The following is a 22,339-nucleotide window of genomic DNA, read 5'->3' on the forward strand; positions in this document are numbered from 1 at the left end:
CGCCATGCGCGTCAACAAGTACATCAGCGAGGCCGGCCTGTGCTCGCGCCGCGAGGCGGACGAGTGGCTCGTTGCCGGCCGCGTCACCATCAACGGCGAGGTGGTCGGTACCGGCGCCAAGGCGCTCGAGGGCGACGAGGTGCGCGTCGATGGCGAACTGGTGCGCATGCGCGTGCTGGCCGCCACGCCGTCGGCGAAGCAGGCGGTCTACATCGCGCTGAACAAACCGGTCGGTATCACCTGCACCACCGATCAGAGCGTAGTCGGCAACATCGTCGATTTCGTCGACCACCGCGAGCGCGTGTTCCCGGTCGGCCGGCTGGACAAGGATTCCGAAGGGCTGATTCTGCTCACCAGCAACGGCGACATCGTCAACGAGATCCTGCGCGCGGAGAACCGCCACGAGAAGGAATACCTGGTCGCGGTGAACAAGCCGGTGACCGACGCGTTCCTCGCAGGCATGGCGCGCGGCGTGCGCATCCACGGGCAGATGACGCTGCCGTGCAAGGTGCGCAAGATCGCGAAGTTCGGTTTCGGCATCGTGCTCACGCAGGGGCTCAACCGGCAGATCCGCCTGATGGCCGCGGCCTTCGACTACCGCGTGACGCAGTTGCGCCGCGTGCGCATCGACAACGTCCGCCTGGGCCACCTGCGCCCGGGCCAGTGGCGCAATCTCACCGATGCGGAACTGAAGGGCCTGTTGCCCGGCCGCACACGGTGGTGAATACCTTGCAGGCGCGCACGCTGTGCGCGATCGCGGGGCACCACCGTCGCGCACAGGGTGCGCTCCTACAGAAACTCAACGCTTCACCTCGCCGATGCGGAAGCGGCAGACGTGGCCGCCGCGGATGATGCATTCCATGTGGTGGATACGCCGGCCGCTGGCCGCCTCCATGTACGCCAGGTCGAACTTGCACACCTGCGGCACGCTGCGGGCCAGCGCGTGGAACACGCAGTTGAAGGCTTCCACCTGCTGTTCCTGGCCGTGCCGCGCGACCACCGCCTCATAGCCCAGCGCATCGAGCTGGCTGGCCAGCTGCCGCACCACGTCATCGTGGCTGGCCTCCGGCGGCAGCGGCACCTCGTGGCTGCCTAGCGAACGGCCCAGGTCCTGCAGCATCTCCTCCAGCACCGCCGTGCCGTAGCGTTCGCGCAGCTTGTCCAGCAGCGCGGCGCTGAGCAGGCCGTAGTTGCGCGGAAACAGTCCGCGCCCGTTTTCGGTGAGGCGGAAGCGCGCCTGCGGCCGGCCACCGGTCGCCCGCGCCTGCCCGCGCTCGACGTAATCGCGCGCGAGCATGGCGCTCAGGTGCTGGCGCACGGCGTTGTGGCTGATGTGCAGGCGCTCACACAACTCCTCCACCGAGCAACCCTCCGACGCCATCAACAGCTGGCGAAGCAGGCGCTGCTGGGTCGAGCCGAGCCGTGCGAGCGCGCTCATGCTCAGGAGGCCTTGTCGGGGAACTGCTTGGCGATCGCGCTGGCCAGTGCGTCGGAAATCATGTCCATGTGCGCCTGCATCGCCTGCCAGGTGGACTGCTCGCCCTTCATGTCGCCGGCCATGATCTGCTGGATCTCCGTGCCATGGTGCGCCACGTGCGTAGCCATCAGGCCCTGCACGGCGCTCTCCGGCAGGTTCGGGTTGGCGGCGGCGAGAAACCGGGCGATTGCCGTGGCATTCGATTGCAGGTCGGCCATGGCTTTCTGCTCGGCGGATGTATCGTTGGCCGCGCGCGCGTCGGTCAAGGCCTTGACGCCGCCCCAGTGGCCGGCGAGCAGGTCGAGCATGCGCGCTCCGGCCGGCTTGCCGTAGAAGCCGCCGACCGCATCGGCGATCTGCTTGGCATTGGCGACCACCGCATCGGCCGCAGCCTTGGCCTTGGCGCTGTCATGCGCATGCACCGCCAGCGCGTAGTCGCGGGTGTGCACGACGTGGCCGTGCCAGAGCGAGCGCATCGCGGCGTCGAGTCTGGGCGCGGCGGGGACGGCGGACATCGGGGTGTCCGGCGGGGTGGCCAGGGCGGGGGTCGCCGCGGCGAAGGCGGCGGCGAGGACGAGGGCGGACAGGCAAGTCGAAGGTTTCATGGTCGGTCTCCAGAGGGCCGTCGCGGGTGCGACGGGAGGAGTCTGGACGGGCCTGGTTTACGCGCAATAGAGATATGTGTAAAGCGCCGACCTGTTAGGTGTCGGCGCTCCCGCTGCGACGCCGCGCGCCAGTCCCGGGTAGAAATGGGAAGGCGCGCGTGGCGGTGATGGGTTTCGGACGGAGCGGCCAACCGTGCTGCGGGAGCCATCCCTCTTGAGGAAAAAAGCCCGGTCCTGCGTGTCACCACTCCGTTTGCACTGCACGTAGACGCATGGGGACGAGGTGATCGACCACGGGTTCTTCGGCTCCTCGTCGATCTCGGCCGGGCTACGAAGGCCCGCCGGTGTTCCCTAGGCCGTGTTCTGCCAGACCTGCAGGTGCAATCGCCTGGCCGCCCGCCGATGGCGGGTGGCGTCCGTCAGCCTTGATCACCGCCCTCAACCGCGCCCGTACACGTCCTCGAACCGCACGATGTCGTCTTCGCCCAGGTAACTGCCCGACTGCACTTCGATCAGTTCGAGCGGCAGCCGCCCCGGGTTCTCCAGCCGGTGTTTCACCCCGAGCGGGATGTAGGTGCTCTGGTTCTCGGTCAGCGTGAGCACCTCGTCGCCGCGGGTGATGCGGCCGGTGCCGCTGACCACTACCCAGTGCTCGGCGCGATGGTGGTGCATCTGCAGGCTCAGGCTGGCGCCCGGCTTGACCGTGATGCGCTTGACCTGGAACCGGTCGCCCACATCGATCGAGTCGTAGCTGCCCCATGGGCGGTACACCTTGCGGTGGCTGGCCGGCTCGACGCGACCTTCGGCCTTGAGCCGGGCGACGATGCCCTTGACGTCCTGCACGCGGTCCTTGTGGGCAACCAGCACGGCATCGGCAGTGTCGACCACCACCACGTCATCCAGACCCAGCAGCGCGACCAGGCGTCCCTCGGCCCAGGCCAGCGTGTTGCGACAATCCTGCGCCACCACGTCACCGTGGTGCGCGTTGCCCTCGCCGTCCTGTTCGGCCACCTCCCACAGTGCCGACCAGCTGCCCAGGTCGTTCCAGCCCACGTCGATCGGCAGCACGGCGGCCGCATCGGTACGTTCCATCACCGCGTAGTCGATCGAGTCGGCCGGGCACGCGGCAAAGGCGGCCTTGTCCAGCCGCACGAAATCGGCATCGCGCGCGGCACCCTCGATCGCGGCGCGGCAGGCGGCCAGCATGGCCGGCTGCTGGCGCTCGAGCTCGGCCAGGTACACCGACGCGCGAAACAGGAACATGCCGCTGTTCCAGACATATTCGCCCGAGGCGACGTACTGCTGCGCCGTAGCCGCGTCCGGCTTCTCCACGAACTGCGCCACCTGGCGCACGCCTTCGCCCACATCGGCGCCGGCGCGGATATAGCCGTAACCGGTCTCCGGCCCGTCGGGCACGATGCCGAAGGTGACCAGCCGGCCCTGCGCCGCGGCCGGCTCGGCTTGGCGCACGGCGGCCTGGAAGGCGAGAGCATCCTTGATCACGTGATCGGAGGGCAGCACCAGCAGCAGCGGATCGGCGCCCTCGCGCGTCGCCTGCAACGCCGCCACGGCGATCGCCGGCGCGGTATTGCGCCCGACCGGCTCAAGCAGGATCGCCGAGGGCACGCAGCCGACCTGGCGCAGTTGCTCGGCCACCATGAAGCGGTGCGCCTCGTTGGCCACCACCATCGGCGCGGACGAAGCCAGCGGCGCGATGCGCAGCCAGGTCGCCTGCAGCATGGTGTCCTTGCCGGTCAGCGGCAGGAACTGCTTGGGATAGGACTCGCGCGACAACGGCCACAGGCGCGTACCCGAGCCCCCCGAAAGAATCACCGGAATCATCAACGTCTCCATCGAACCTGACGCGCCCGTGTGCTCCCCCCGCCGGGAGAGCATCGACGCGAAAAGCACATGATGCCCTGTAGCCGCGAAGCCTGCGCGTCCTTCTACGCGACCAGCGCACCGGCGACCTGCAGATACCACGCGCACATCTGCTCGATCCCGTCGCGCAGCGGCATGCACGGTACCCAGCCCATGCCGTTCAAGCGCAAGCCCTCGGGCATGGCCTCGACGGACCCGATCGCGCACGTGCGGTGCACCAGCCGCCCCCGGTAGCCGACGGCGTCCGCCGCCATGCGTGCCACGGCGGCGAAATCGGCCGCCTCGCCCCCATCGACGTTGACCGGGACGTCGCTGCTGTATTGGCGCATCAGGAACAGAGCCGCGTCGGCGAAGTCGTCCACCTGCAGCCACGGACGCGTCGGCACGCCATCGATCGCCAGCTGCGACAGGTCGTCCGATTGCGCCTCATGGAGGCGCCTGACCAGTCGAGGCAACACACCCGCCTGGGCGCCGGGGCTGTCGCCGGGCCCATACAACTCGGCCGGCACGACGCCGATCGCATCGAACCGGTATTGCCGCCGATAGGCTTGGCACATGCGGATGCCGGCGAGCTGTGCAAGCGCCTCGCCGTTCTCGCCCGACGGAACCACCGCCGACAGCAGCGCGCCCTCGCGCAACGGCGGCAACGCGCCGACCGGATGGAGGCTCGAGGAGGCGAGGAAGCACAGCTTGCGCACGTCCGCCCGCCACGCCGCGTGGATCACATTGGCCTGCACCGCCAGGCTTTCGCGGACCGCCTGGTCCGACTGGCCACCGTCGACGCCTTCCCGCGCGGCGGTGAGAAACACGTATTCAGGCCGATGGCGCAGAAAGAACGCCTCCACTGACGCCGATCGGGCGAGGTTCACCTCGTCCGGCCCCAGGAAACGGATGTTGTTGTAACCGGCCGCCCACAGGCGCCGCACCACCGCGCCGCCCACCCATCCGCACTGTCCGGTGACGAGGATGCGTGCATCCAGGTTCATGGCCCCACCCCATTCGATTCGCGCCCCGCTTGCCAGGCCCGAAAGCCCCCCTTGACGGCGGTCGGGCCTATTTTGCACGCACTTGCCTGACAGAACAGCAATATTGAGCTGTATGTCTCATATCGATCACAGGTGTTTGTGCCAGGCGTCCACGCCTTCCTCGATCAGCCGATAGGCGTATTCGAAGGCGTCGCGCTCCTTGCGATACGGATCGGGAATGTCGCGATCGCCCTGCCACTTGCCGAGCAGGAAGGTCCGCCCCACCGCGTGCGACGAATACCTGGCGAGGCTGGCCAGGTGCGTACGCTGCATCACCAGCACCAGGTCGGCCGTGAGGATCGCCGCCTCGTCCACCTGGCGTGCGCGATGGCCGGAGGCGTCGATGCCGCGCTCGGCAAGCAACGCCCCGGCCATGGGATCGATCGGATTGCCGGCGACCGCGGCGAGTCCGGCGGAAGCCACCGTGGTCGCCCGCCCGCGCAGTCGTTCGCGCAGCAGGTACTCCGCGGTGGGGCTACGGCAGATGTTGCCGATGCAGACAACCAGGACTTTGTCGAACACGACTTCCCATCCGGGCGGTTGAAAAAGAAGGACGTGCCGCGCGTCGCTTGTCCGAAGCGAAAGGACGCGCGGCTAATCGGCGACGTCGGCGACCAGCCGGTCCAGCTCCGCCTTCAGCGTGGCGCCATTGACGCGCAGCCAGTCGCGCTGCTCCCGCCAGTGGGGGAACAGCGTGGCCACCAACGCCCAGAAGCGCGGCGCGTGGCTGCGGACCTTGAGATGGCACAGCTCGTGCGCCAGCACGTAGCGCAGCGCGGCCGGCGGGGCCAGCGCGAGGGCAAGATCGAGGTTGATGCGGTCGCGCGTGTCCAGGCTGCCCCACAGGCTCTTCATCGGCCGGATACGCAACGAGGTGGGAGCCAGCCCGAGCTGCGGCACGTAACCTGCCATCCAGCGTGAGACGTCGCGACGCATCTGCGCCTCGAAATGCGAGGCGAGCAGGCCGCGCGCGACCGGCAGGGCGCGCGTGTGCGGGCGCGGGATCACCAGGGTCAGGCCGCCGTCGAACGATTCCACCCGCGGATACGGGCCTTCGGCCCAGTCCAGCAGGACGGTTTCGCCGCGCAGCGGAAATTCGGCCGCGTGCCCTACGCGCAGCGCCGGCAGCGGTTTGACGATGAGGTTGAGCTCGTCGAGCTTGCGCTCCAGCCAGTCGGCGTGGCTGCGCAGGAAGGCGCTGACCTGCGAGGGATGGGTCCCGTTGGGATAGGACACCCGGGCCCCCTTGGGCGTGACCGTCAGGCGCAGGCGCCGCGCGCGCGGATGGGCGGCCTTGAGCACGCGGATGGTGCTGCCGCTCGCCGTTGCCAGTTCCAGCCAATCGCCTTGAAGTTCTGCTGCCATGGTCCCGAGCCCGTCGGTAGAGCATAACCTTGCAACGGGGGGCGTGAGGAAAGGGTTGGATGGGGCTGGGCCGGGGTTTTGGGCTGGCGTTCACGTGGCGTTGACGATTTGCGCCTCGCCTGGGGCTGGGGCAAGGCTTCCCCCATCCGCCCTGCGGGCACCTTCCCCCGTAAACGGGGGAAGGACCGGCCCGGAGGCCGGGTAGTACAGGTGAGCCTTCCCCGGTGTGCAGGGGAAGAACCGCTGAGCTCAGGCGTCCTTGGGACGCGGCAGGCCGAACCATTCTTCGAGCTTGCCCAGCAGGCGCTCGATTTCCAGCGTGAACAGGGCGAAGCGGGCGTCCAGTTCGGCGGCGGCGTCGGAGCCGCTGTCGGCCAGTTCGTCGGTCACCACGTCCAGCAGCTTGAGCTTGCGTAGGATCAGATCCTCGCCCAGCACGAAACTGATGCGGTCGTCGAACACCAGCCCGAGCTGGAACACCTGCTTGCCGTTGCGCAGGTGCTCCTTGATCTCCTCGCTTTCCAGATCCTGGCGGCGGCAACGGGCGATGGCGCCGGTGTTGCTGCCCGGGTCGCGCAGTTCGACCTCGTCGCCGAGGGCAAGGCCGGCCGGGAGCGTGCCGTTGGCGAGCCAGTCGGTCATCAGCACGCGCGGGCCTTCCTCCGGCGCGAGCGGGACCGCCGGAAAGCTGCCCAGCGCCTCGCGCATCTGGGTCAGCGCGTTCTCGGCGGACTTGCGGCTGGAGGTATCCAGCACCAGCCAGCCGTGCTGGCGGTCGACGTAGGCGGACATGCGCGAGTTGCGCACGAAGGCGCGCGGCAGCAGTTCGGTGAGCAGGTCTTCCTTCATGCGCTTGCGTTCGCGCCCGCCGACCTTGCGGCCTTCTTCCTCGGCGATCTTCTGCACGCGCCGGTGCAGCTCGTCGTTGACCACGGCGGCCGGCAGCAGCTTGTCCTCGCCGCCGACGGACACCCAGGTGCAGTGCTTGACCGCGTGGGTGAGCGCGGCTTCCTCGCCGCGACCGATCGGCGGCACGAAGCCCTTGGTGAACAGCTCCAGCGGGCCGCACGGACGCAGGCGGTGCTCGCCGAGCGCCTCGTCAAGGCGGGAGAGGTCTTCGGCGACGGCGGGAGAAAAACGGAACAGGGTGAGATTGCGGAAGAACATGCGGGATCCGGTAGGAAAGCGGGAAAGCCGTTCGCCCTGAGCGTAGCGAAGCGGAGTCGAAGAGCCCTTCGACTTCGGCGCATGCGCCTACGCTCAGGGTGAACGGTTCAAATTAGGGGTGGACAACGTCGGGGACCAGCCCTCCTCCGTTCGCCCTGAGCGTAGCGCAGCGAAGTCGAAGGGTTGCCCGGCGTCCGAACTAGCGGCTCACCGCCGCCACCGCCTCGGCCACGTAGTCGAGGTTGCTGCGGTTGAGCGCGGCCACGCAGATGCGCCCGGTGCCCAGCGCGTAGATGCCGTACTCCTCGCGCAGGCGGTCGACCTGCGCGCGGGACAGGCCCGAGTAGGAGAACATGCCGGCCTGCTGCTGGATGAAGGCGAACTGCGGCGCGCCGTGCGCGGCGAGCTTCTCGACGAGCCCTGCGCGCATCGCATGGATGCGCTCGCGCATGCCGGCCAGCTCGGCCTCCCACATCGCCCGCAGTTCGGGGCTGCCGAGCACGCCGGCCACCAGCGCGCCGCCGTGGGTGGACGGGCTCGAATAGTTGGCGCGGATGGTCTGCTTGATCTTGGCGCGCAGCCGCGCAGCCTCCTCCCGGTCGGCGCCGACGATCGACAGCGCGCCCACGCGCTCGCCGTACAGCGAGAACGACTTGGAGTAGGAGCTGGCGATCAGGAAGGCTTCGATGCCGGAGGCGGCGAACAACCGGATCGCCGTCGCGTCGGCGTCGATGCCCTCGTCGAACCCCTGGTAGGCGATGTCGACAAACGGCAGCAGGTCGCGCGCCTTGATCAGCTCGACCACCTGCTGCCATTGCTGCGCATCCAGATCCACGCCGGTGGGGTTGTGGCAGCAGGCATGCAGCAGCACCACCGTGCCCGGTTCCAGCTTGCCGAGGTCTTCCAGCATGCCGGCAAAATCCAGGCCGTGCGTGGCGGCGTCGTAGTAGCGGTAGTCGACGACCTCGAAGCCGGCGTTGCCGAACACCACGCGGTGGTTTTCCCAGCTCGGGCTGCTGATCGCGATGCGCGCGTTGGGCAGCACCTTCTTGAGCAGATCGGCGCCTACGCGCAGCGCGCCGCTGCCGCCGATGGTTTGTGCGGTGGCCACGCGACCGGCCTCCAGCAGCGGCGAGTCCTCGCCGAACAGCAAGTGCTGGGTCAGGGTGTCATACGCCGGCAGGCCATCGATCGGCAGGTAGCCGCGCGGCTTGGCCTGCGCCGCCAGTGCCTGTTCCACCTCGCGCACCGCGCGCAGGAGCGGGATCTGGCCCTGTTCGTCGACGTAGATGCCCACGCCCAGGTTGACTTTCTGCAAGCGCGGGTCGGCGAGGTAGGCCTCGGTAAGGCCAAGGATCGGATCGCCGGGCGCCATTTCAACGGAAGCAAAGTGGGACACTGGAAGACTCGCGCAAGAGGTGGAAAAGAAAGTATGGACGTCTAAATATCGTTATCGGCCATATCGGCCGGTTCGCCGGCCAGCCAGCCGTGCAGGTCGCCACGCGCAACACCTTCACGCGCACCCAGCGCGGCGAAGTCGAACAGGTTGCGGTCGGCCAGCTGCGAAGGCACGACATTACCCAGCGCCCGGAAGATGGTCTCGCAGCGGCCGGGGTGCTGCGCGTCCCACTCCTGCAGCATGCGGCCGATCGCCTTGCGCTGCATGTTCTCCTGCGAACCGCAAAGGTTGCAGGGGATGATCGGGAACGCACGCTCGCGCGCATATTCGGCAATGTCGCTCTCGCGGCAGTAGGCCAGCGGCCGGATCACCACGTGGCGGCCATCGTCCGAGCGCAGCTTCGGCGGCATCGCCTTCAGGCTCGCCCCGTGGAAGAGGTTGAGGAAGAAAGTGGCCAGGATATCGTCGCGGTGGTGCCCCAGTGCGATGCGCGTGATGCCGTTTTCCGCCGCCCAGCGGTACAGCGCGCCGCGGCGCAGCCGCGAGCACAGGCTGCACATGGTCTTGCCCTCGGGAATCACGCGGGTGACCGTGCTGTAGGTGTCCTGCTCGATGACGTGGAACGGCACACCGCGCGCAGTCAGGTAGTCCGGCAGCACGTGGGCCGGAAACCCGGGCTGTTTCTGGTCCAGGTTCACCGCGATCAGGTCGAAGCGCACCGGGGCCCTCGCCTTGAGCGACAGCAGCATGTCCAGCAGCGTGTAGGAATCCTTGCCGCCGGACAGGCCGACCATCACGCGGTCGCCCTCCTCGATCATCTGGAAATCGACGATCGCCTGGCCCACCTGGCGGCGCAGCCGCTTGGCCAGCCGCGCGGCCTCGTGGGCCCGCTTGCGATCGGCGCGGGAGTCGGGAAGAACGGAGGACATGTGCGTCATTGTACCTGCCCGCCGCCATTCCCCGGCAGCGGTACACTGTGGGCCTGTGCCCCACCGTCGCGTCCGCCATGCAGGTCCAGGATCCCATCCAGATCGCCCGCCGCCTGGCGGAATTGCGCCAGGAACACCGCGACCTGGACGCAGCGATCAGCCACATGGCCACGCACCCGGCCCGCGACGAGCTGCAACTGACGCGACTGAAGAAGCGCAAGCTGCTGCTCAAGGACGCCATTGCGCGGCTGGAAAGCAAGATGATCCCCGATCTGGACGCCTGATGCCCACGCCCGCCGTGCTGGAGGACGCGCACGTCGTCCTCGAACCGCTCGCCGCCGAACACGTTCCGTCGCTGGAGGCGGCTGCCGCCGACGGCGAGTTGTGGCGCCTGTGGTTCACCTCGGTGCCGGCGCCGGGCGGGATGACCGCGTACGTCGAAAAGGCGCTGGCCGGACAGCGCGAGGGGCGCATGCTGCCGTTCGCGATCCGCGAGCGCCGTACGGGCGAATGCGTGGGAACGACGCGTTTCTACGACATCATCGAAGACCCGCCGCGCGCGGCGATCGGCTACACCTGGTACGCCCGACGCTGGCAGAAGAGCCACCTCAACACTGCCTGCAAGCGGCTGCTGCTGGAGCATGCGTTCGAGCGGATGGGGCGCGTGGCGGTAGAGTTCCACACCGACGGGCGCAACCTCGATTCGCAGCGGGCGATCGAGCGGCTCGGGGCGCAACGCGAAGGCGTGCTTCGTGCGCACAAGCGGCGGCCGGATGGGAGCCTGCGCGATACGGTGTGCTATTCGATCCTCGAGCGCGAGTGGCCGGACGTGAAGCGCTGGCTGGCGTTGCGGCTGGCGCGGCTGGCTGCTTCGAGCTGAAGCGTTCCCGCTCGTAAGGATTCTTTCGCAAGCCTTGGCCCCTCACCCCAACCCTCTCCCCGAAGGGGGAGCGGGAGCCAGCGCGATTGGCATTACGCGATTTGCTCCCTCTCCCCTTCGGGGAGAGGGCTGGGGTGAGGGGCCGGGGCTCGCCCGGAACTAGCGCACCCCGCGCGGATGCACTTCCACCGTCGCAGTCATTCCCGCCGCGAGCATCGTTCCGGGCGGCATTTTCGACGTATCGATCGCTATCCGCACCGGCACACGCTGCGCCAGCCGCACCCAGTTGAAGGTCGGATTGACGTCCGCCAGCAGGTCGCCGCCGGCCGGATTGTCGCGGTCGGTGATGCCATGCGCGATGCCGGTGATGGTGCCTTTCAGATGCACGCCGCCGGCCATCAGCCGCACGTCGACCGGATCACCCACGCGCAGCTGCGGCAGCTTCGTTTCCTCGAAATAGCCGTAAAGGTAATAGCTGTGCGCATCGATCAGCGCCAGCCGCGGCGTGCCGGTGGCGGCGTAGTCGCCCACCCGCACGGCCAGGTTGGTGACGTAGCCGTCGACCGGCGCGCGTACCTCGGTTCGTTCCAGGTCCAGTTGCGCGCGGTCCAGCGCGACCTGCGCCTGCTCCACCGCCGCGGCAGCCTGCTCGCGCGCGGCGTTGGCCTGGCTGCCGCCGGCCTGGGCCTGCTGCCAGCTCGCGCGGGCCGCGCTGGCGGTGGCGGCGGCATCGCTGCGCGCCTCGCGCGAGATCACGTCGCCCATCTGCTCGCGCCGCTGTGCCTGTTCGGCATACATGCGGTACTGCGCCTGTCGCGCCTTGGCGCTGGCCACCGCCGCGGCGATGTTGGCGCCGGCGGCGCGTGCGCCGGCTTCGGCAGCGGCCAGGTTGGCCTCGGCCTGCGCCACCGCGTTGCGGAAGCGCGCCTGGTCGATCACCAGCAGCAGGTCGCCCTTGTGCACGAACTGGTTGTCGACCACCGCCACGCGGTCGACCAGCCCGGACACGTCCGGCGCGACCCGCACCACCTCGGCACGCACGCGGCCGTCGCGCGTCCACGGCGCGTACAGGTAGTGCTTCCACAACGCGTGGCCTAGCAGCACGGCGAGCACCACCACGGTGGCGGTGACCAGGAATCGGAGCAGGGAGGCAGCCTTCATGGGTCGGGGTCAGCGGATCAGCAACAGTCCGGCGGCGCCGAACAGACAGACGAACAGGGCGAAACGGAACAGCGAGGGATGCCACAGGCGCCGGTACAGGCCGGCCCGCCCGATGGCCAGGTCCAGCACCACCATCAGCGCGAAGCTCAGCAGGAACACGGGCAGCAGGCTGGGCATCATCACGCCGAAGAGTTCGATCTCAGGCGGCATGGGCAGCCTCCGGCAGCGGCATGTAGGCGCCTAGCGGCGATTCCTCGTCGCGCAGCGCACTGCGCAACTGGTACAGGTGACTGCGCGCGGTGGCACCCCGCGGCACGGCGTGGATCGCGGCCAGCACGGCCGCATCGGCGACCTGCCAGCGCGGCGGCGTGGGAGCCCGGTAAAGATCGGCGACCGCCTCGAGCGCAGCCCGCGAGGCTTCGCGCGCGGTGGCCGGCAAGTCGGTGCCGCTCAACTCCTGGCGCAGTTCGATCACCGCCCGACCGCTCTCCTGCACCGCCAGCGACCAGGCCAGCAGATGGTGCGACTCCTCGCTGTCCGGCCGGGTGTGCGCCACCACCTGCTGCAGCAGGTCACGGCTGACGCTCTCGAAGCGCCACATCAGCCCTGGCAGCGGCGCGCTTGCCGCGAGCGTGACCTGTTCGCGCAGCAACCGCAGCTGGCGCCGGCGCTGCCACTGCGTACCGGTGACGCCGGGCATCACCATGAAGGCCGCGCCGGAAAGACCGAGGCCCGCGACCTGCGCGATCGCGTCGTTGAGGAAGTGCGTGGGGTCGTACACCATCGGATTCTTGAGCGCCAGGATGTAGACGAAACCCAGCGTGTAGCCCGCCCCGACCCCCGGCAACGCGTCACGCGTGGCGAGGTACGGCCCGATCAGCAGCAGGCCGGCGGTCGCGCAGACCAGCATGGCGAAGCCCTCGCTGCCCGGCAGCAGCACGAACACCGCCACAAAGCCCGCGGCCATGCCGCCGGCATACCCGTAGAACGTCCGCGTGGCCGCGGCGATGGGGTTCGGCGAAGCCGCCAGCAAGCCGGCGAAGATCGTCGCCAGCAACATCGCGCTGCCGCCGAAGGCCCAGCCACTGGCCAGCCAGAAAGCGGCCAGCACCAGCATGGTGAGGAAGGTACGAAGCGTCGCCACCGCGGCGCCGGCCAGGTCGTTGCCGCGACGGAAGTGCACGCGCTCGACGCTGCCGCGCAGGTTGCCGGCGCGCAGCGACGCTTCCACCGCGGTGAAGTCGGCCAGCTCGTCGGCAAAGCGCTGCACCAGCGCGGCGCCCGTGTCGAACTCCAGCCGCGCCGCCGGCTCGTCGAAACGCGCGCGAAAGGTGGCGACGTGTGCCGGCAGGCGTTCCGCGCAAACGCGCAGGTGCCGGGTCAGCAGGGCCGGATCGTGCTGCTCCGCCAGCGGCAGCGACAGCGCCTCGCCAATCGGCCGGTACGCGCCGATCAGCGCCTGCGCCACGGCATCGCGGCCACGCCGCTGCAGGCGGTTGATCAGGTGGTGCAGCGACTGGAAGCTGGTGGCAGCGGCCATATAACGCTGGTTGAGCAGGCGCATGCGTGCACTGCGCATGCGTACTTCCGGATCCTCGAAGATCACCGACGCGCGCAGGTCCTCCAGATGCACGGCCGCGCGTACGAACTCCAGGTGCGCCTGTTCCATTCGTGCCCGCGGCAGCGCGCCTCCGGTGCTCTCGCGCACGAAGTCGATGAAGCGTGCGAACTGCGTACGCGCGCTCTGCCTGAGCACTACGCGCAGCCTTTGCGGGAGCAGCAGGTCGCTGAACACGGCGGCGACCAGGATGCCCAGCAGCACCTCGCTGACGCGCATCACGGCCGAGTCGAAGCTGTTCAGCGGGTTGCCTACCGTCGGCAACGTCACGATGGCCGCGGTGTAGCCGGCCAGTACGAAGCCGTAGGCCATGAAATTGCGATAAAGCGTCGCTCCGCCGGCGCACAGCGCCAGCCACGCCGACAGAACGAGGAAGAACAATTCGCGCTGCTGCGGGAACAGCGCGATCAGCGCCAGCCCGAACAGGCTGCCGGCAAGCGTGCCCAGCGCGCGGTAGAAGCTCTTGGCCAGCACCATGCCGCTGTGCGGATGCATCACCACCGCCACGGTGATCATGGTGGTCGATGGCTGTTCGAGCTTGAGCCACATGGCCAGCCATGCCGCCACGTACATCGCCAGCAGTGACTTGGCGACGAACAGCCAGGCGCGCGATTCCTCGGCGAGGAACGCGCGCAGCCAAGGCCAGCGCGGCAGCTTGGCGGTTGTGGTGGCGGACATGGTCGGTGAAGCCTTCAGCCGCGGCGGTCGAACCCGTCGAGGAATTTCTTGAGCAGCCGTTCCAGCTCGGCCTGTTCGCGCGCCGTCAACCCTTCAGTCTGGTCTTGCAGCAGGACGCAGATCGAGGGCAGCAAGCGTTCGATCAAGACGAGCCCGGCGGGCGTAAGGCTGAGGATCAACTTGCGGCGATCGTCCTCGCTGGCGGCACGCTCGATCAGACCCTTCTCGCACAGCTCGTTGGTAAGCCGCGTGATGTTGGCGGCCTTCTCGCCCGAACTCTGGGCCAGTTCGGACGCGCTCAGTCCTCCATCCTCGGTGCCGTAGAGCATCATCAGCAGGTTGTACTGGGGATGGTTGAGGCCGAAGCACTTGAGCGCGGCGTTGGCGTCGTCGTGGATGCGCTTGTGCAGGTGCTTGATGAGGCGCACGAGCACGGCCGGCGCACGCGGGAACGCGGGGTGGCGCCGGCGGGTCACGGCGAGGCGTTGTTCGGTGGGTAGGAAGCTGGTCATCGGAAGGTGTTGCCTGCTTTGGATATATTATATTTATGTAGCAATTTGCGCAATGGCGATCTCTCGGTGCAGAGGGAGCCACGTGCATGGTCGCGCCGGCACCACCTGACCTGCCCAGTGCCTCCTGGCCTTGGCTTCCGGGCGCCCGCGGTCAAGCGGCGGCAGCGCTTCCAGGAGCATGCAGCTCACGCATCAAGGCGGGGTGGTACCCAAGCGCTCATTCCTCGCCGGGCTTGGCCTTGGGCCAGCAAAGAACGTGGCTTGAGCGCCGACAGGCGATCGAAAGCCCACGGCAGGCGAGCCAGGTCGCGGGGAGACCATGCAAGAGCGACAACCGGTGCATCCCTGGTACAGGAGGCAACCACGCGAGCCCCGGCCCCTCACCCCAGCGCTCTCCCCGGCGGGGAGAGGGGGCAAAAGCGAAAGGCTGTAGCATTGCCGCCCATGAGCGAGCAGCCCAAGACCACCCATTTCGGTTTCCGCGACGTCCCCGTCGGTGACAAGCAAAAGCTGGTCGGCCAGGTATTCACCTCGGTCGCGCGCAGTTACGACCTGATGAACGACCTGATGTCATTTGGCGTCCATCGCCTGTGGAAGCGCCACTTCGTCGCCATCAGCGGCGTGCGCCGCGGCGACCGCGTGCTGGACCTGGCCGGCGGCACCGGCGACATCGCTGCGCTGCTCAAGCCGGTGGTCGGTGCCGAAGGCGAGGTGGTGGTGGGCGACATCAACGCCGCCATGCTCGGGGTCGGCCGCGACCGCATGACCGACCGCGGTCTGGTCTCGGGCCTGCGCTGGACGCAGTTGAACGCCGAGTGCCTGCCCTTCCCCGACAACAGCTTCGACGCCGTGACCATGGCCTTTGGCCTGCGCAACGTCACCGACAAGGACAAGGCACTGGCCGACATCTGCCGCGTGCTCAAGCCCGGCGGCCGCGCACTGGTGCTGGAGTTCTCGCGCGTGCAGAGCGAGCTGTTCGGCAAGCTCTACGACTTCCATTCGTTCAAGGTGCTGCCGAAGCTCGGCCAGCTGTTTGCCGGCGACGCCGACAGCTACCAGTACCTGGCCGAATCGATCCGCAAGCATCCGGACCAGCAGACCCTCAAATCCATGATGGAAACGGCCGGCTTCGGTCGCGTCGAAGTGCGCAATCTCACCAACGGCATCGTGGCGATCCACAAGGCCTGGAAGTTCTGAGCCATGAATCACGGCGCGCAGCTCGAACGCCTGAAGGCCTTTTCCGACGCCGTCTTCGCCATCGCCATCACGCTGCTGGTGATCGAAGTGCATGTGCCCCGGTTGGACACGCTGGACGACGCCGCCTACCTCGCCGCGCTCGCGCACCTGGGGCCGAGCTTCATGGGCTTCGTGCTGAGCTTTCTCACCATCGGCGCACTATGGATGGCGCACCACCGGCTGTTCGGCGTGCTGGAAAGCTACGAGCCGCGGCTGATGTGGCCGAACATGCTGCTGCTGATGGTGATCGCGTTCATGCCGTTTGCCACCGCGCTGATGAGCTCCAATCCGATCGCGCGCGTGCCGGAGGTGTTCTACTCGGCCACCCTGCTCGCCGCCGGCTTGCTGCAGCTGTGGCTATTCCAGGTGGCACTCAAGCCCGGACGGGTGCGTGCGGACGTGCCGCCGGAAGAGATCAACGCATTGCGCTGGCGTTCGCTGACGCTGCCGACGGCTGCCACGGTCGCGCTGCTCACGGCCTGGCACATGCCGGGCAACAACAACTGCTTCCTGCTGCTGATCCCGCTGCTGGCGCGTGCCTATGCCGCGCTCGGCCGGCGCCGCGCGCTGCGGCATCCTGCTACGCCAGCGACGCCCTGAGCACCTGATCCAGGTCATGGGCAGCGGATGGGTGGCGCCGTAGGGTGGCGCTCCCATCCTGCGAGTGGCCACCATGCACGCCAGCCTCAATCCCGAAGAAAACACTCACATCTTCGATGCCCGCGGCATCGCCCGCCGCTTCCGCCATTCGGCGATCTTCGGCGCACTTTCCGCGCTGCGTTCGGGCGAAACGATGCGCTTCATCAACGATCACGACCCGCTGCCGCTGCTGGCACAACTGCGCGAGCGCTTCGGCGACTACCTGACGGTGAACTACCGCGAACGCGGCCCCCAGGGCGTGGTGGTGGACTTCGGCATCGTCGGCCTGCCCGGCGAGTGACCATGGCCTTCCCTGCGTTTTTCGATCTCGCGCCGCGGATTACCGTGCGCGATCCGCTCGCCGCCCTGCTGGGCGCGAGCGACGATGGCCTGCTGGTCTACGGCTACGCCGACGCGGTGCGGCTGGCCGGGCACTCCTGCCCGACCGTGGCCGGCGCCTGGCTGATGGCACGCGCCGCGCTGCGCAGGCTGTTCCCCGGCGAACCGGCCGAGCGTGGCGGCGTGTCGGTGCGGATGGATGCGCCGGAGCAGGAGGGCACCACGGGCGTGGTCGCCCAGGTGCTGACGCTGGTCACCGGCGCGGCGGCGGACAACGGCTTCCACGGCATCGGCGGACGTTTCGTGCGCCAGGGCCTGCTGCGTTACGCCACCGACGCGGTGCCGGGCGTGCGCTTCCAGCGGCGCGACACGGGGCAGGCGGTCACGGTGGCGCTGGACCTGTCGCGCGTGCCGCCGGTCCCCGGCCTGCGTGAACGCATGGCCGAGGCCCTGGCGCCGTCAGCCACCGCCGAGCAGCAGCGCGCCTTCGGCGAACTGTGGCAGGACCGCGTGCGGCGCCTGTTGCTGGAGCATGCCGACGACCCGGCGGTGGTCCGCATCGAAGCGCTGGCCTGACGCTCAGGCCGGTGCGCGGAGGTCCTCGCGGACCGTGCCGACACGGCGTGCGGTGTCCTCGCTGTCCATCAGCCGCACCGTTTCGGCCAGTGCCGCGGCGTACCAGCGCTGCATGCCAGGCAATGCGCGCAGGCGCTGGGCGTAGGCGAGCGACACATCGTCCAGCGGCAGGCGGTAGCTCTGCATGCGCCAGGCGACCGGGGCGAAGAATGCGTCCACTGCACTGAACGCGTGGCCGGCCAGGAACGGGCCGCCGAAGCGCGTGAGTCCTTCGTTCCACAGCTCGGCCAGGCGTGAAAGATCGCGCTGGAGCGGGGCGTCGATACCGTGCAGGTCCACCCGCACGGCACAGTTCATGGGACAGGTGGTGCGCAGCGCGGTGAAGCCCGAATGCATCTCGGCGCTGGCGCAACGGGCCCAGGCGCGCGCCGTCGCCTCGACCGGCCATACGCCCGGATGACGCTCGGCCAGGTACTCGACGATCGCCAGCGAATCCCATACCACCGTGTCGTCGTCGCGCAGGCACGGCGCCTTGCCGTTGGGCGCGAAGGGGCGGAAGGCATCCCAGCTGGAGCCGTCCTGCAGTGCGACCAGGTGCTCGTCGAAAGGGATCGCCTGTTCGGCCATCAACAGCCAGGGCCGCAATGACCACGACGAATAGTTCCTGTTGCCGACGTAGAGCTCGTACACGGTGGCTCCTTTCAGGTGTCGATGATCAACAAGGTTCCGGTGCTGCCCGCCTCCACCGCATGGGCGAGACCGGCGGGCACCAGGCAAAGCTCGCCCGCGCGCACGACACGGCTGGCGCCGCCGATGCGCAATCGCAACTCACCGTCGAGCACGAGCAGCGCTTCGGTGTAGTCGTGCGTCTCCTCGGCGGAGGGCGCCGGATTCATGCGCACGAGCTTGAGCCGGGCTTCGCCCACGCTCCCCAGCAGCCGCGATTGCCACGCCTGCGGCAACCGAGTCGCCAGTGCGCGCAGATCGAGAACCTCAGCGTCCACAGGTGCGCGGCTCCAGTGTGGTCCGCGCGGGCATCGGGCGCCGGCGCAGGTTGGCCAGGATCACGCCGCCGACGGTGACCGCGCCACCGATGAGCGTCAGCAGCACCGGCCGCTCGCCCAGCCAGAACCAGCCGATCAGCACCGCGATCGGCGGCGAGAAATAGATGAAGCTCGACACCTGCGAGGCCGAGCTGCGGTGGATGGCGACGTTCCACGCGATGTAGCCGACGAAAGTTGGCGCGAAACCCAGCCACAGCAGTGCGCCGATGCGTGGCCATGGCGCGGCGGCCAGCGCCTGCGGCAGGTGCGTGGCGAACGGCAGCGCGCCCAGTGTGCCGGCGAAGAAGGTGAACGCGGTGACGCCGAACACGCTCGAGCGCGCGAACAGTGGCTTCTGCCCGACGAAGTAGATCGCCGAGGCGATGACGCTCAGAAGCACCAGCGCGGCCATCGGTTCGAACGTCACCTGCTTGCCGCTGGCCAGCACCACCATCACCACGCCGACCAGCGCCACGCCCAGGCCGGCCAGAGTGCGCGCCGGCAGGCGCTCGCGCAGCCACAGCGCCGACAGCGCGGCGGTGGCCGCCGGCACCAGCGAGATCAGGATCGCCGCAGTGCCGCTGGCGATGCGCGTTTCGGCGTAGTTGAGCGCCAAGTGATAGACGGTCAGCCCGATCACACCCAGCGCCGCCAGTTGCGGCCAATCGCGCCGTGCGGGCAGCACCGGGCGCTTGGCCAGCAGCCACAGCGCAAAACAGAGCGAGCCGATCGAAAGGCGCGCGAATGCCACCTCGCCCGGCGTGAAGGCCGACAGGGCGAAGGCGATCGCCGCGTAGGCGGAGGACCAGGTGACCAGGGCGACGCCGATCAGGGCCAGCGTCCGCCCGTCCAGGCGGGGGGTTTCCATGGGGGAATTCCGGTGCGGGGAAGTGCGCATCCTAGTGACGGCCGGGATGCGCAGGAAGCATGCAACCAAGCCACCATGGCATGCTTCGCCGACGAACGAATCGTAGAGTCCCGCCATGGCCTTCGTATCGAAACCCGAACTGGACGCCCGCGACTGGCAGCTGCTCGAAGCGCTGCAGCAGGATGCGCGCCAGGGCTACGCCGAACTGGGCCGGCAGGTCGGCCTGTCCGCGCCAGCGGTCGCCGAACGGGTCCGACGCCTGGAGGAAGCCGGGATCATCGCCGGGTACCGTGCGGTCATCGATCCGAAGCGGCTGGGCTACAGCATCGACGCGATGATCCGCCTGCGGTGCGATGGCGGCATCTGCGCACGCATCGGCGCGCTGGTGGCGGATGTTCCCGAGGTGCTGGAGTGCCGCCGGCTGGCCGGCGAGGATTCGGCGCTGCTGCATGTGGTCGCGCTGTCGGTAGCGCATCTGGAGGCGGTGCTCGACCGCTTGCTCAAAATCCATCCGAGCGTGAGCACGACCACGCTGGTGGTGTTGCAGACGCCACACGCGAATCGGCCGCTCACGCGGGCCATGTGGCAGGCGGCGCACGCGGTGGAAGGCTGAGGCTAGGCCTCCCCCTTCCGCCCTTCGGGCACCTTCCCCCGCAGGCGGGGGAAGGACTTGGTTGTCTGGCCCGACGTGTACCGGGAGGGGCGTTCCGAGCCTTCCCCCGCCACGCGGGGGAAGGCGCCGACAGGCGGATGGGGGAAGCCCCGCCGGATGCCGGCATACTGCACGCCTGAGTACCCTGTGGAGCCCCCGATGTCCGACTTTCCCCTGCCTCCCGAGACCGACGACCAGCCGACCGATCCGCAACGTCGCCGCCTGCTCGGGGGCCTCGCCGCGGCCGGCGCCGGTCTGGCGCTCGCCGGTGCCGGCGCCGAGGCCGTAGCCAGCACGAAGGGCGCCGCCGCGATCGCGCCGACGCAACTGGACACGCTGCTGCGCAAGCACATCCAGCGCGTGGTGGTGATCTACGCCGAGAACCGCAGCTTCAACAACCTGTTCGCCGACTTCCCGGGCGTGGCCGAACCCCTCTCGGCGCTCAAGCCCGAGCAGTACCGGCAACGCGACCGCGATGGCTCGGTGCTCAAGACGCTGCCGCCGGTATGGCATGGCGTGGCCCCGCACGAACAGGTGGTCAACCACCGCAAGTACGTGGTGCGGCAGGAGGACATCAGCGGCCTGCCCAACGCGCCGTGGGCACTGCGCACCGGCAGCGGCGAGCCTTTGCCGCAGGGCGTGGTCACGCGCGACCTGTGGCACCGCTTCTACGAGAACCAGCGCCAGATCAACGGCGGCAGCAACGACGGCTTCGTCGCCTGGGGCGATTCGGGCGCGCTGGTGATGGGCTATTACGGCGACAACGCGGCGAACCTGCGGCTGTGGCAACTGGCGCGCCAGTACACGCTGTGCGACCACTTCTTCATGGGCGCCTTCGGCGGCTCGTTCCTCAACCACCAGTACCTGGTTGCCGCGCAGCCGCCGTACTACCCGCACGCGGATACGAGCCCCGCACGCTTCAACATCGCGCAGACGGTCAGTGGCGAGGCGACCGACATCCATCTGAAGCTCGCCCACGACTCGCCGGCCAGCGCGATGCAGGGCAAACCCGAAACGCTGGCGCCCAGCTCGCTGACGCCGGACTTCTGGGCGGTGAACACCATGGGGCCGCCCTACACACCGGGCTTTTCCAAGGACCCGAACGATCCCGCCCACGCCGATCCCAACAGCGCCAACACGCTGGTCGCGCAGAAGCACGCCACCATCGGCGACGTGCTCTCCGAGGCGGGCGTGGACTGGGCCTGGTACGCCGGCGGCTGGAAGCTCGCGCTCGAAGGCAAGGGCGACGGGGACCAGGCCGAATTCCCGCAGCGACCCAACTTCCAGCCGCACCACCAGCCATTCAACTACTTCGCCGCGTATGCGCCGGGCACCGCGGCGCGCGAGAAGCACCTGCGCGACGCGGGCGTGGGCGACACCGCCCAGACCAACCACTTCCTCGCCGCCGTGGCGGCCGGCACGCTGCCGACGGTCACCTTCTACAAGCCGCAGGGCGACCTCAACATGCACGCCGGCTACTCCGACGTGGATGCCGGCGACCGCCACGTGATGACCGTGATCGAGGCACTGCAGAAGTCGCCGGCGTGGCCCGGTCTGCTGGTGATCGTCACGGTCGACGAGAACGGCGGCTGGTGGGACCACGTGGCGCCGCCCAAGGGCGACCGCTGGGGGCCAGGCTCGCGCATTCCGGCGATCATCGTGTCGCCGCATGCGAAGAAGGGACACGTGGACCACACGGTTTACGACACCGGTTCGATCGCACGCTTCCTGACCCGCCGCTTCGGCCTGCGCAAGCTGCCCGGGCTGACCCTGCGCGAGGAGTCCATGCGCGCCGCCGGCGGCCCGCCGCCGGGAGACCTGACCGCCGCGCTGGAGTTCGGGGACACCTGACGCCCATCCCACGCCGGGGAGCCGCTCCGGTCCTTCCCCCGCGTTCGCGGGGGAAGGCTCACGCGCACCATCCCGCGCCCGGGAAGCCCCACTCAGGTCCTTCCCCCGCCTGCGGGGGAAGGTGCCCGTAGGGCGGATGGGGGAAGCCCTGCCTCGGTCCACCCGAGCATCCCGCCCAAGAGCGCCCCCATCCGCCTGCCGACACCTTCACCCGCGTTCGCAGGGGAAGGCTCACTCGCATCATTCCGCAACCGGGGAGCCGCTCCGGTCCTTCCCCCGTCTACGGGGGAAGCTGCCCGAAGGGCGGATGGGGGAAGGCCTGCCTCGGTCCACCCGAGCATCCCGCCCAAGAGCGCCCCCATCCGCCTGCCGGCACCTTGTAAGTTAATCCCCTCACGCCAGACCGTTACACCTTAGGTCACCAGACCGTGGGGAAGC

The 22,339-nt window shown here is 68.8% G+C and carries 25 protein-coding genes; 9 read left to right on the forward strand and 16 right to left on the reverse strand.

Features of this window, described 5'->3' with window-relative positions; all coding sequences use genetic code 11:
- Window positions 1–4: 4 nt before the first annotated feature.
- Window positions 5–724, forward strand: a complete 720-nt coding sequence (locus tag J7I44_RS08175; protein ID WP_209618726.1) for a pseudouridine synthase — start codon at window positions 5–7, stop codon at window positions 722–724.
- A gap of 75 nt (window positions 725–799) precedes the next feature.
- Here J7I44_RS08175 and J7I44_RS08180 read toward each other — a convergent pair whose 3' ends face one another.
- From J7I44_RS08180 to ttcA, 9 genes are all read right to left on the reverse strand, one after another.
- Window positions 800–1,438: a helix-turn-helix transcriptional regulator gene (locus J7I44_RS08180; RefSeq protein WP_209618728.1), complete on the reverse strand. Its 639-nt coding sequence runs from the start codon at window positions 1,436–1,438 to the stop codon at window positions 800–802.
- 2 nt (window positions 1,439–1,440) lie between these two features.
- Window positions 1,441–2,082, reverse strand: a complete 642-nt coding sequence (locus tag J7I44_RS08185) for a hypothetical protein (RefSeq protein WP_209618730.1) — start codon at window positions 2,080–2,082, stop codon at window positions 1,441–1,443.
- A 438-nt stretch (window positions 2,083–2,520) separates the two neighbouring features.
- The gene (locus J7I44_RS08190; protein ID WP_425599749.1) at window positions 2,521–3,924 is read right to left on the reverse strand and encodes a mannose-1-phosphate guanylyltransferase/mannose-6-phosphate isomerase; all 1,404 of its coding nucleotides are present in this window, start codon (window positions 3,922–3,924) and stop codon (window positions 2,521–2,523) included.
- Window positions 3,925–4,028: 104 nt separating this feature from the next.
- Window positions 4,029–4,949 (reverse strand): NAD-dependent epimerase/dehydratase family protein, encoded by a 921-nt coding sequence (locus J7I44_RS08195; protein WP_209618734.1) that lies wholly within the window; start codon window positions 4,947–4,949, stop codon window positions 4,029–4,031.
- 126 nt (window positions 4,950–5,075) lie between these two features.
- On the reverse strand, window positions 5,076–5,510 hold the full coding sequence (locus J7I44_RS08200) for a low molecular weight protein-tyrosine-phosphatase (protein WP_209618736.1): 435 nt from the start codon (window positions 5,508–5,510) through the stop codon (window positions 5,076–5,078).
- A 72-nt stretch (window positions 5,511–5,582) separates the two neighbouring features.
- Window positions 5,583–6,353, reverse strand: a complete 771-nt coding sequence (locus tag J7I44_RS08205; protein WP_209618738.1) for a M48 family metallopeptidase — start codon at window positions 6,351–6,353, stop codon at window positions 5,583–5,585.
- 249 nt (window positions 6,354–6,602) lie between these two features.
- A complete protein-coding gene (locus J7I44_RS08210) occupies window positions 6,603–7,520 on the reverse strand; it encodes a recombination-associated protein RdgC (RefSeq protein WP_209618740.1) in 918 nt (305 codons plus the stop codon).
- 199 nt (window positions 7,521–7,719) lie between these two features.
- On the reverse strand, window positions 7,720–8,919 hold the full coding sequence (locus tag J7I44_RS08215) for an amino acid aminotransferase (protein ID WP_342451882.1): 1,200 nt from the start codon (window positions 8,917–8,919) through the stop codon (window positions 7,720–7,722).
- A gap of 41 nt (window positions 8,920–8,960) precedes the next feature.
- A complete protein-coding gene (ttcA, locus tag J7I44_RS08220) occupies window positions 8,961–9,848 on the reverse strand; it encodes a tRNA 2-thiocytidine(32) synthetase TtcA (RefSeq protein ID WP_209618742.1) in 888 nt (295 codons plus the stop codon).
- Between the two features lie 77 nt (window positions 9,849–9,925).
- Between ttcA and J7I44_RS08225 the strand changes: the two genes are divergently transcribed.
- Both J7I44_RS08225 and J7I44_RS08230 read left to right on the forward strand, forming a co-directional pair.
- The gene (locus J7I44_RS08225; RefSeq protein ID WP_209618745.1) at window positions 9,926–10,132 is read left to right on the forward strand and encodes a YdcH family protein; all 207 of its coding nucleotides are present in this window, start codon (window positions 9,926–9,928) and stop codon (window positions 10,130–10,132) included.
- Window positions 10,132–10,728, forward strand: a complete 597-nt coding sequence (locus tag J7I44_RS08230) for a GNAT family N-acetyltransferase (protein WP_209618748.1) — start codon at window positions 10,132–10,134, stop codon at window positions 10,726–10,728. The genes J7I44_RS08225 and J7I44_RS08230 overlap by 1 nt, the downstream gene beginning before the upstream one ends.
- A gap of 159 nt (window positions 10,729–10,887) precedes the next feature.
- Here the strand turns inward: J7I44_RS08230 and J7I44_RS08235 are convergent, their stop codons facing one another.
- Genes J7I44_RS08235 through J7I44_RS08250 form a run of 4 tightly spaced genes read right to left on the reverse strand, consistent with a single transcriptional unit; the run spans window position 10,888 to window position 14,697 of the window.
- Window positions 10,888–11,889 carry an HlyD family secretion protein gene (locus J7I44_RS08235; RefSeq protein WP_209618751.1) on the reverse strand — a complete coding sequence of 334 codons (1,002 nt, stop codon included), beginning with the start codon at window positions 11,887–11,889 and terminating at the stop codon, window positions 10,888–10,890.
- 9 nt (window positions 11,890–11,898) lie between these two features.
- Window positions 11,899–12,099 (reverse strand): DUF1656 domain-containing protein, encoded by a 201-nt coding sequence (locus tag J7I44_RS08240; protein ID WP_209618754.1) that lies wholly within the window; start codon window positions 12,097–12,099, stop codon window positions 11,899–11,901.
- On the reverse strand, window positions 12,089–14,185 hold the full coding sequence (locus tag J7I44_RS08245) for an FUSC family protein (protein ID WP_209618757.1): 2,097 nt from the start codon (window positions 14,183–14,185) through the stop codon (window positions 12,089–12,091). The genes J7I44_RS08240 and J7I44_RS08245 overlap by 11 nt, the downstream gene beginning before the upstream one ends.
- A gap of 14 nt (window positions 14,186–14,199) precedes the next feature.
- The gene (locus J7I44_RS08250; RefSeq protein ID WP_209618760.1) at window positions 14,200–14,697 is read right to left on the reverse strand and encodes a MarR family winged helix-turn-helix transcriptional regulator; all 498 of its coding nucleotides are present in this window, start codon (window positions 14,695–14,697) and stop codon (window positions 14,200–14,202) included.
- Window positions 14,698–15,141: 444 nt separating this feature from the next.
- On the opposite strand from J7I44_RS08250, the gene ubiE reads away from it, so the two are divergent.
- The 4 genes from ubiE (at window position 15,142) to J7I44_RS08270 (ending at window position 17,487) form a co-directional block, all read left to right on the forward strand.
- On the forward strand, window positions 15,142–15,894 hold the full coding sequence (ubiE, locus tag J7I44_RS08255; RefSeq protein ID WP_209618764.1) for a bifunctional demethylmenaquinone methyltransferase/2-methoxy-6-polyprenyl-1,4-benzoquinol methylase UbiE: 753 nt from the start codon (window positions 15,142–15,144) through the stop codon (window positions 15,892–15,894).
- A 3-nt stretch (window positions 15,895–15,897) separates the two neighbouring features.
- Window positions 15,898–16,533 (forward strand): TMEM175 family protein, encoded by a 636-nt coding sequence (locus J7I44_RS08260; protein WP_209618766.1) that lies wholly within the window; start codon window positions 15,898–15,900, stop codon window positions 16,531–16,533.
- 73 nt (window positions 16,534–16,606) lie between these two features.
- A complete protein-coding gene (locus J7I44_RS08265) occupies window positions 16,607–16,873 on the forward strand; it encodes a DUF2249 domain-containing protein (RefSeq protein WP_209618769.1) in 267 nt (88 codons plus the stop codon).
- A 2-nt stretch (window positions 16,874–16,875) separates the two neighbouring features.
- On the forward strand, window positions 16,876–17,487 hold the full coding sequence (locus tag J7I44_RS08270) for an FmdE family protein (RefSeq protein WP_209618770.1): 612 nt from the start codon (window positions 16,876–16,878) through the stop codon (window positions 17,485–17,487).
- 3 nt (window positions 17,488–17,490) lie between these two features.
- Here the strand turns inward: J7I44_RS08270 and J7I44_RS08275 are convergent, their stop codons facing one another.
- The 3 genes from J7I44_RS08275 to J7I44_RS08285 are packed head-to-tail and all read right to left on the reverse strand — an operon-like array spanning window position 17,491 to window position 19,398.
- A complete protein-coding gene (locus J7I44_RS08275) occupies window positions 17,491–18,177 on the reverse strand; it encodes a glutathione S-transferase family protein (protein ID WP_209618773.1) in 687 nt (228 codons plus the stop codon).
- Between the two features lie 11 nt (window positions 18,178–18,188).
- Window positions 18,189–18,491, reverse strand: a complete 303-nt coding sequence (locus J7I44_RS08280) for a cupin domain-containing protein (protein WP_209618777.1) — start codon at window positions 18,489–18,491, stop codon at window positions 18,189–18,191.
- Window positions 18,481–19,398 carry a DMT family transporter gene (locus J7I44_RS08285; RefSeq protein WP_209618779.1) on the reverse strand — a complete coding sequence of 306 codons (918 nt, stop codon included), beginning with the start codon at window positions 19,396–19,398 and terminating at the stop codon, window positions 18,481–18,483. The genes J7I44_RS08280 and J7I44_RS08285 overlap by 11 nt, the downstream gene beginning before the upstream one ends.
- 115 nt (window positions 19,399–19,513) lie before the next feature.
- Here J7I44_RS08285 and J7I44_RS08290 point away from each other — a divergent pair, with 115 nt between their 5' ends.
- On the forward strand, window positions 19,514–20,011 hold the full coding sequence (locus tag J7I44_RS08290) for an Lrp/AsnC family transcriptional regulator (protein ID WP_209618782.1): 498 nt from the start codon (window positions 19,514–19,516) through the stop codon (window positions 20,009–20,011).
- Window positions 20,012–20,209: 198 nt separating this feature from the next.
- Entirely contained in the window at window positions 20,210–21,901 is a 1,692-nt protein-coding gene (acpA, locus tag J7I44_RS08295; protein WP_209618785.1) for an acid phosphatase, read from the forward strand.
- Window positions 21,902–22,339: the final 438 nt, after the last annotated feature.

It is taken from the genome of Frateuria flava, assembly GCF_017837635.1.
GTDB classification, from domain to species: domain Bacteria; phylum Pseudomonadota; class Gammaproteobacteria; order Xanthomonadales; family Rhodanobacteraceae; genus Frateuria_A; species Frateuria_A flava.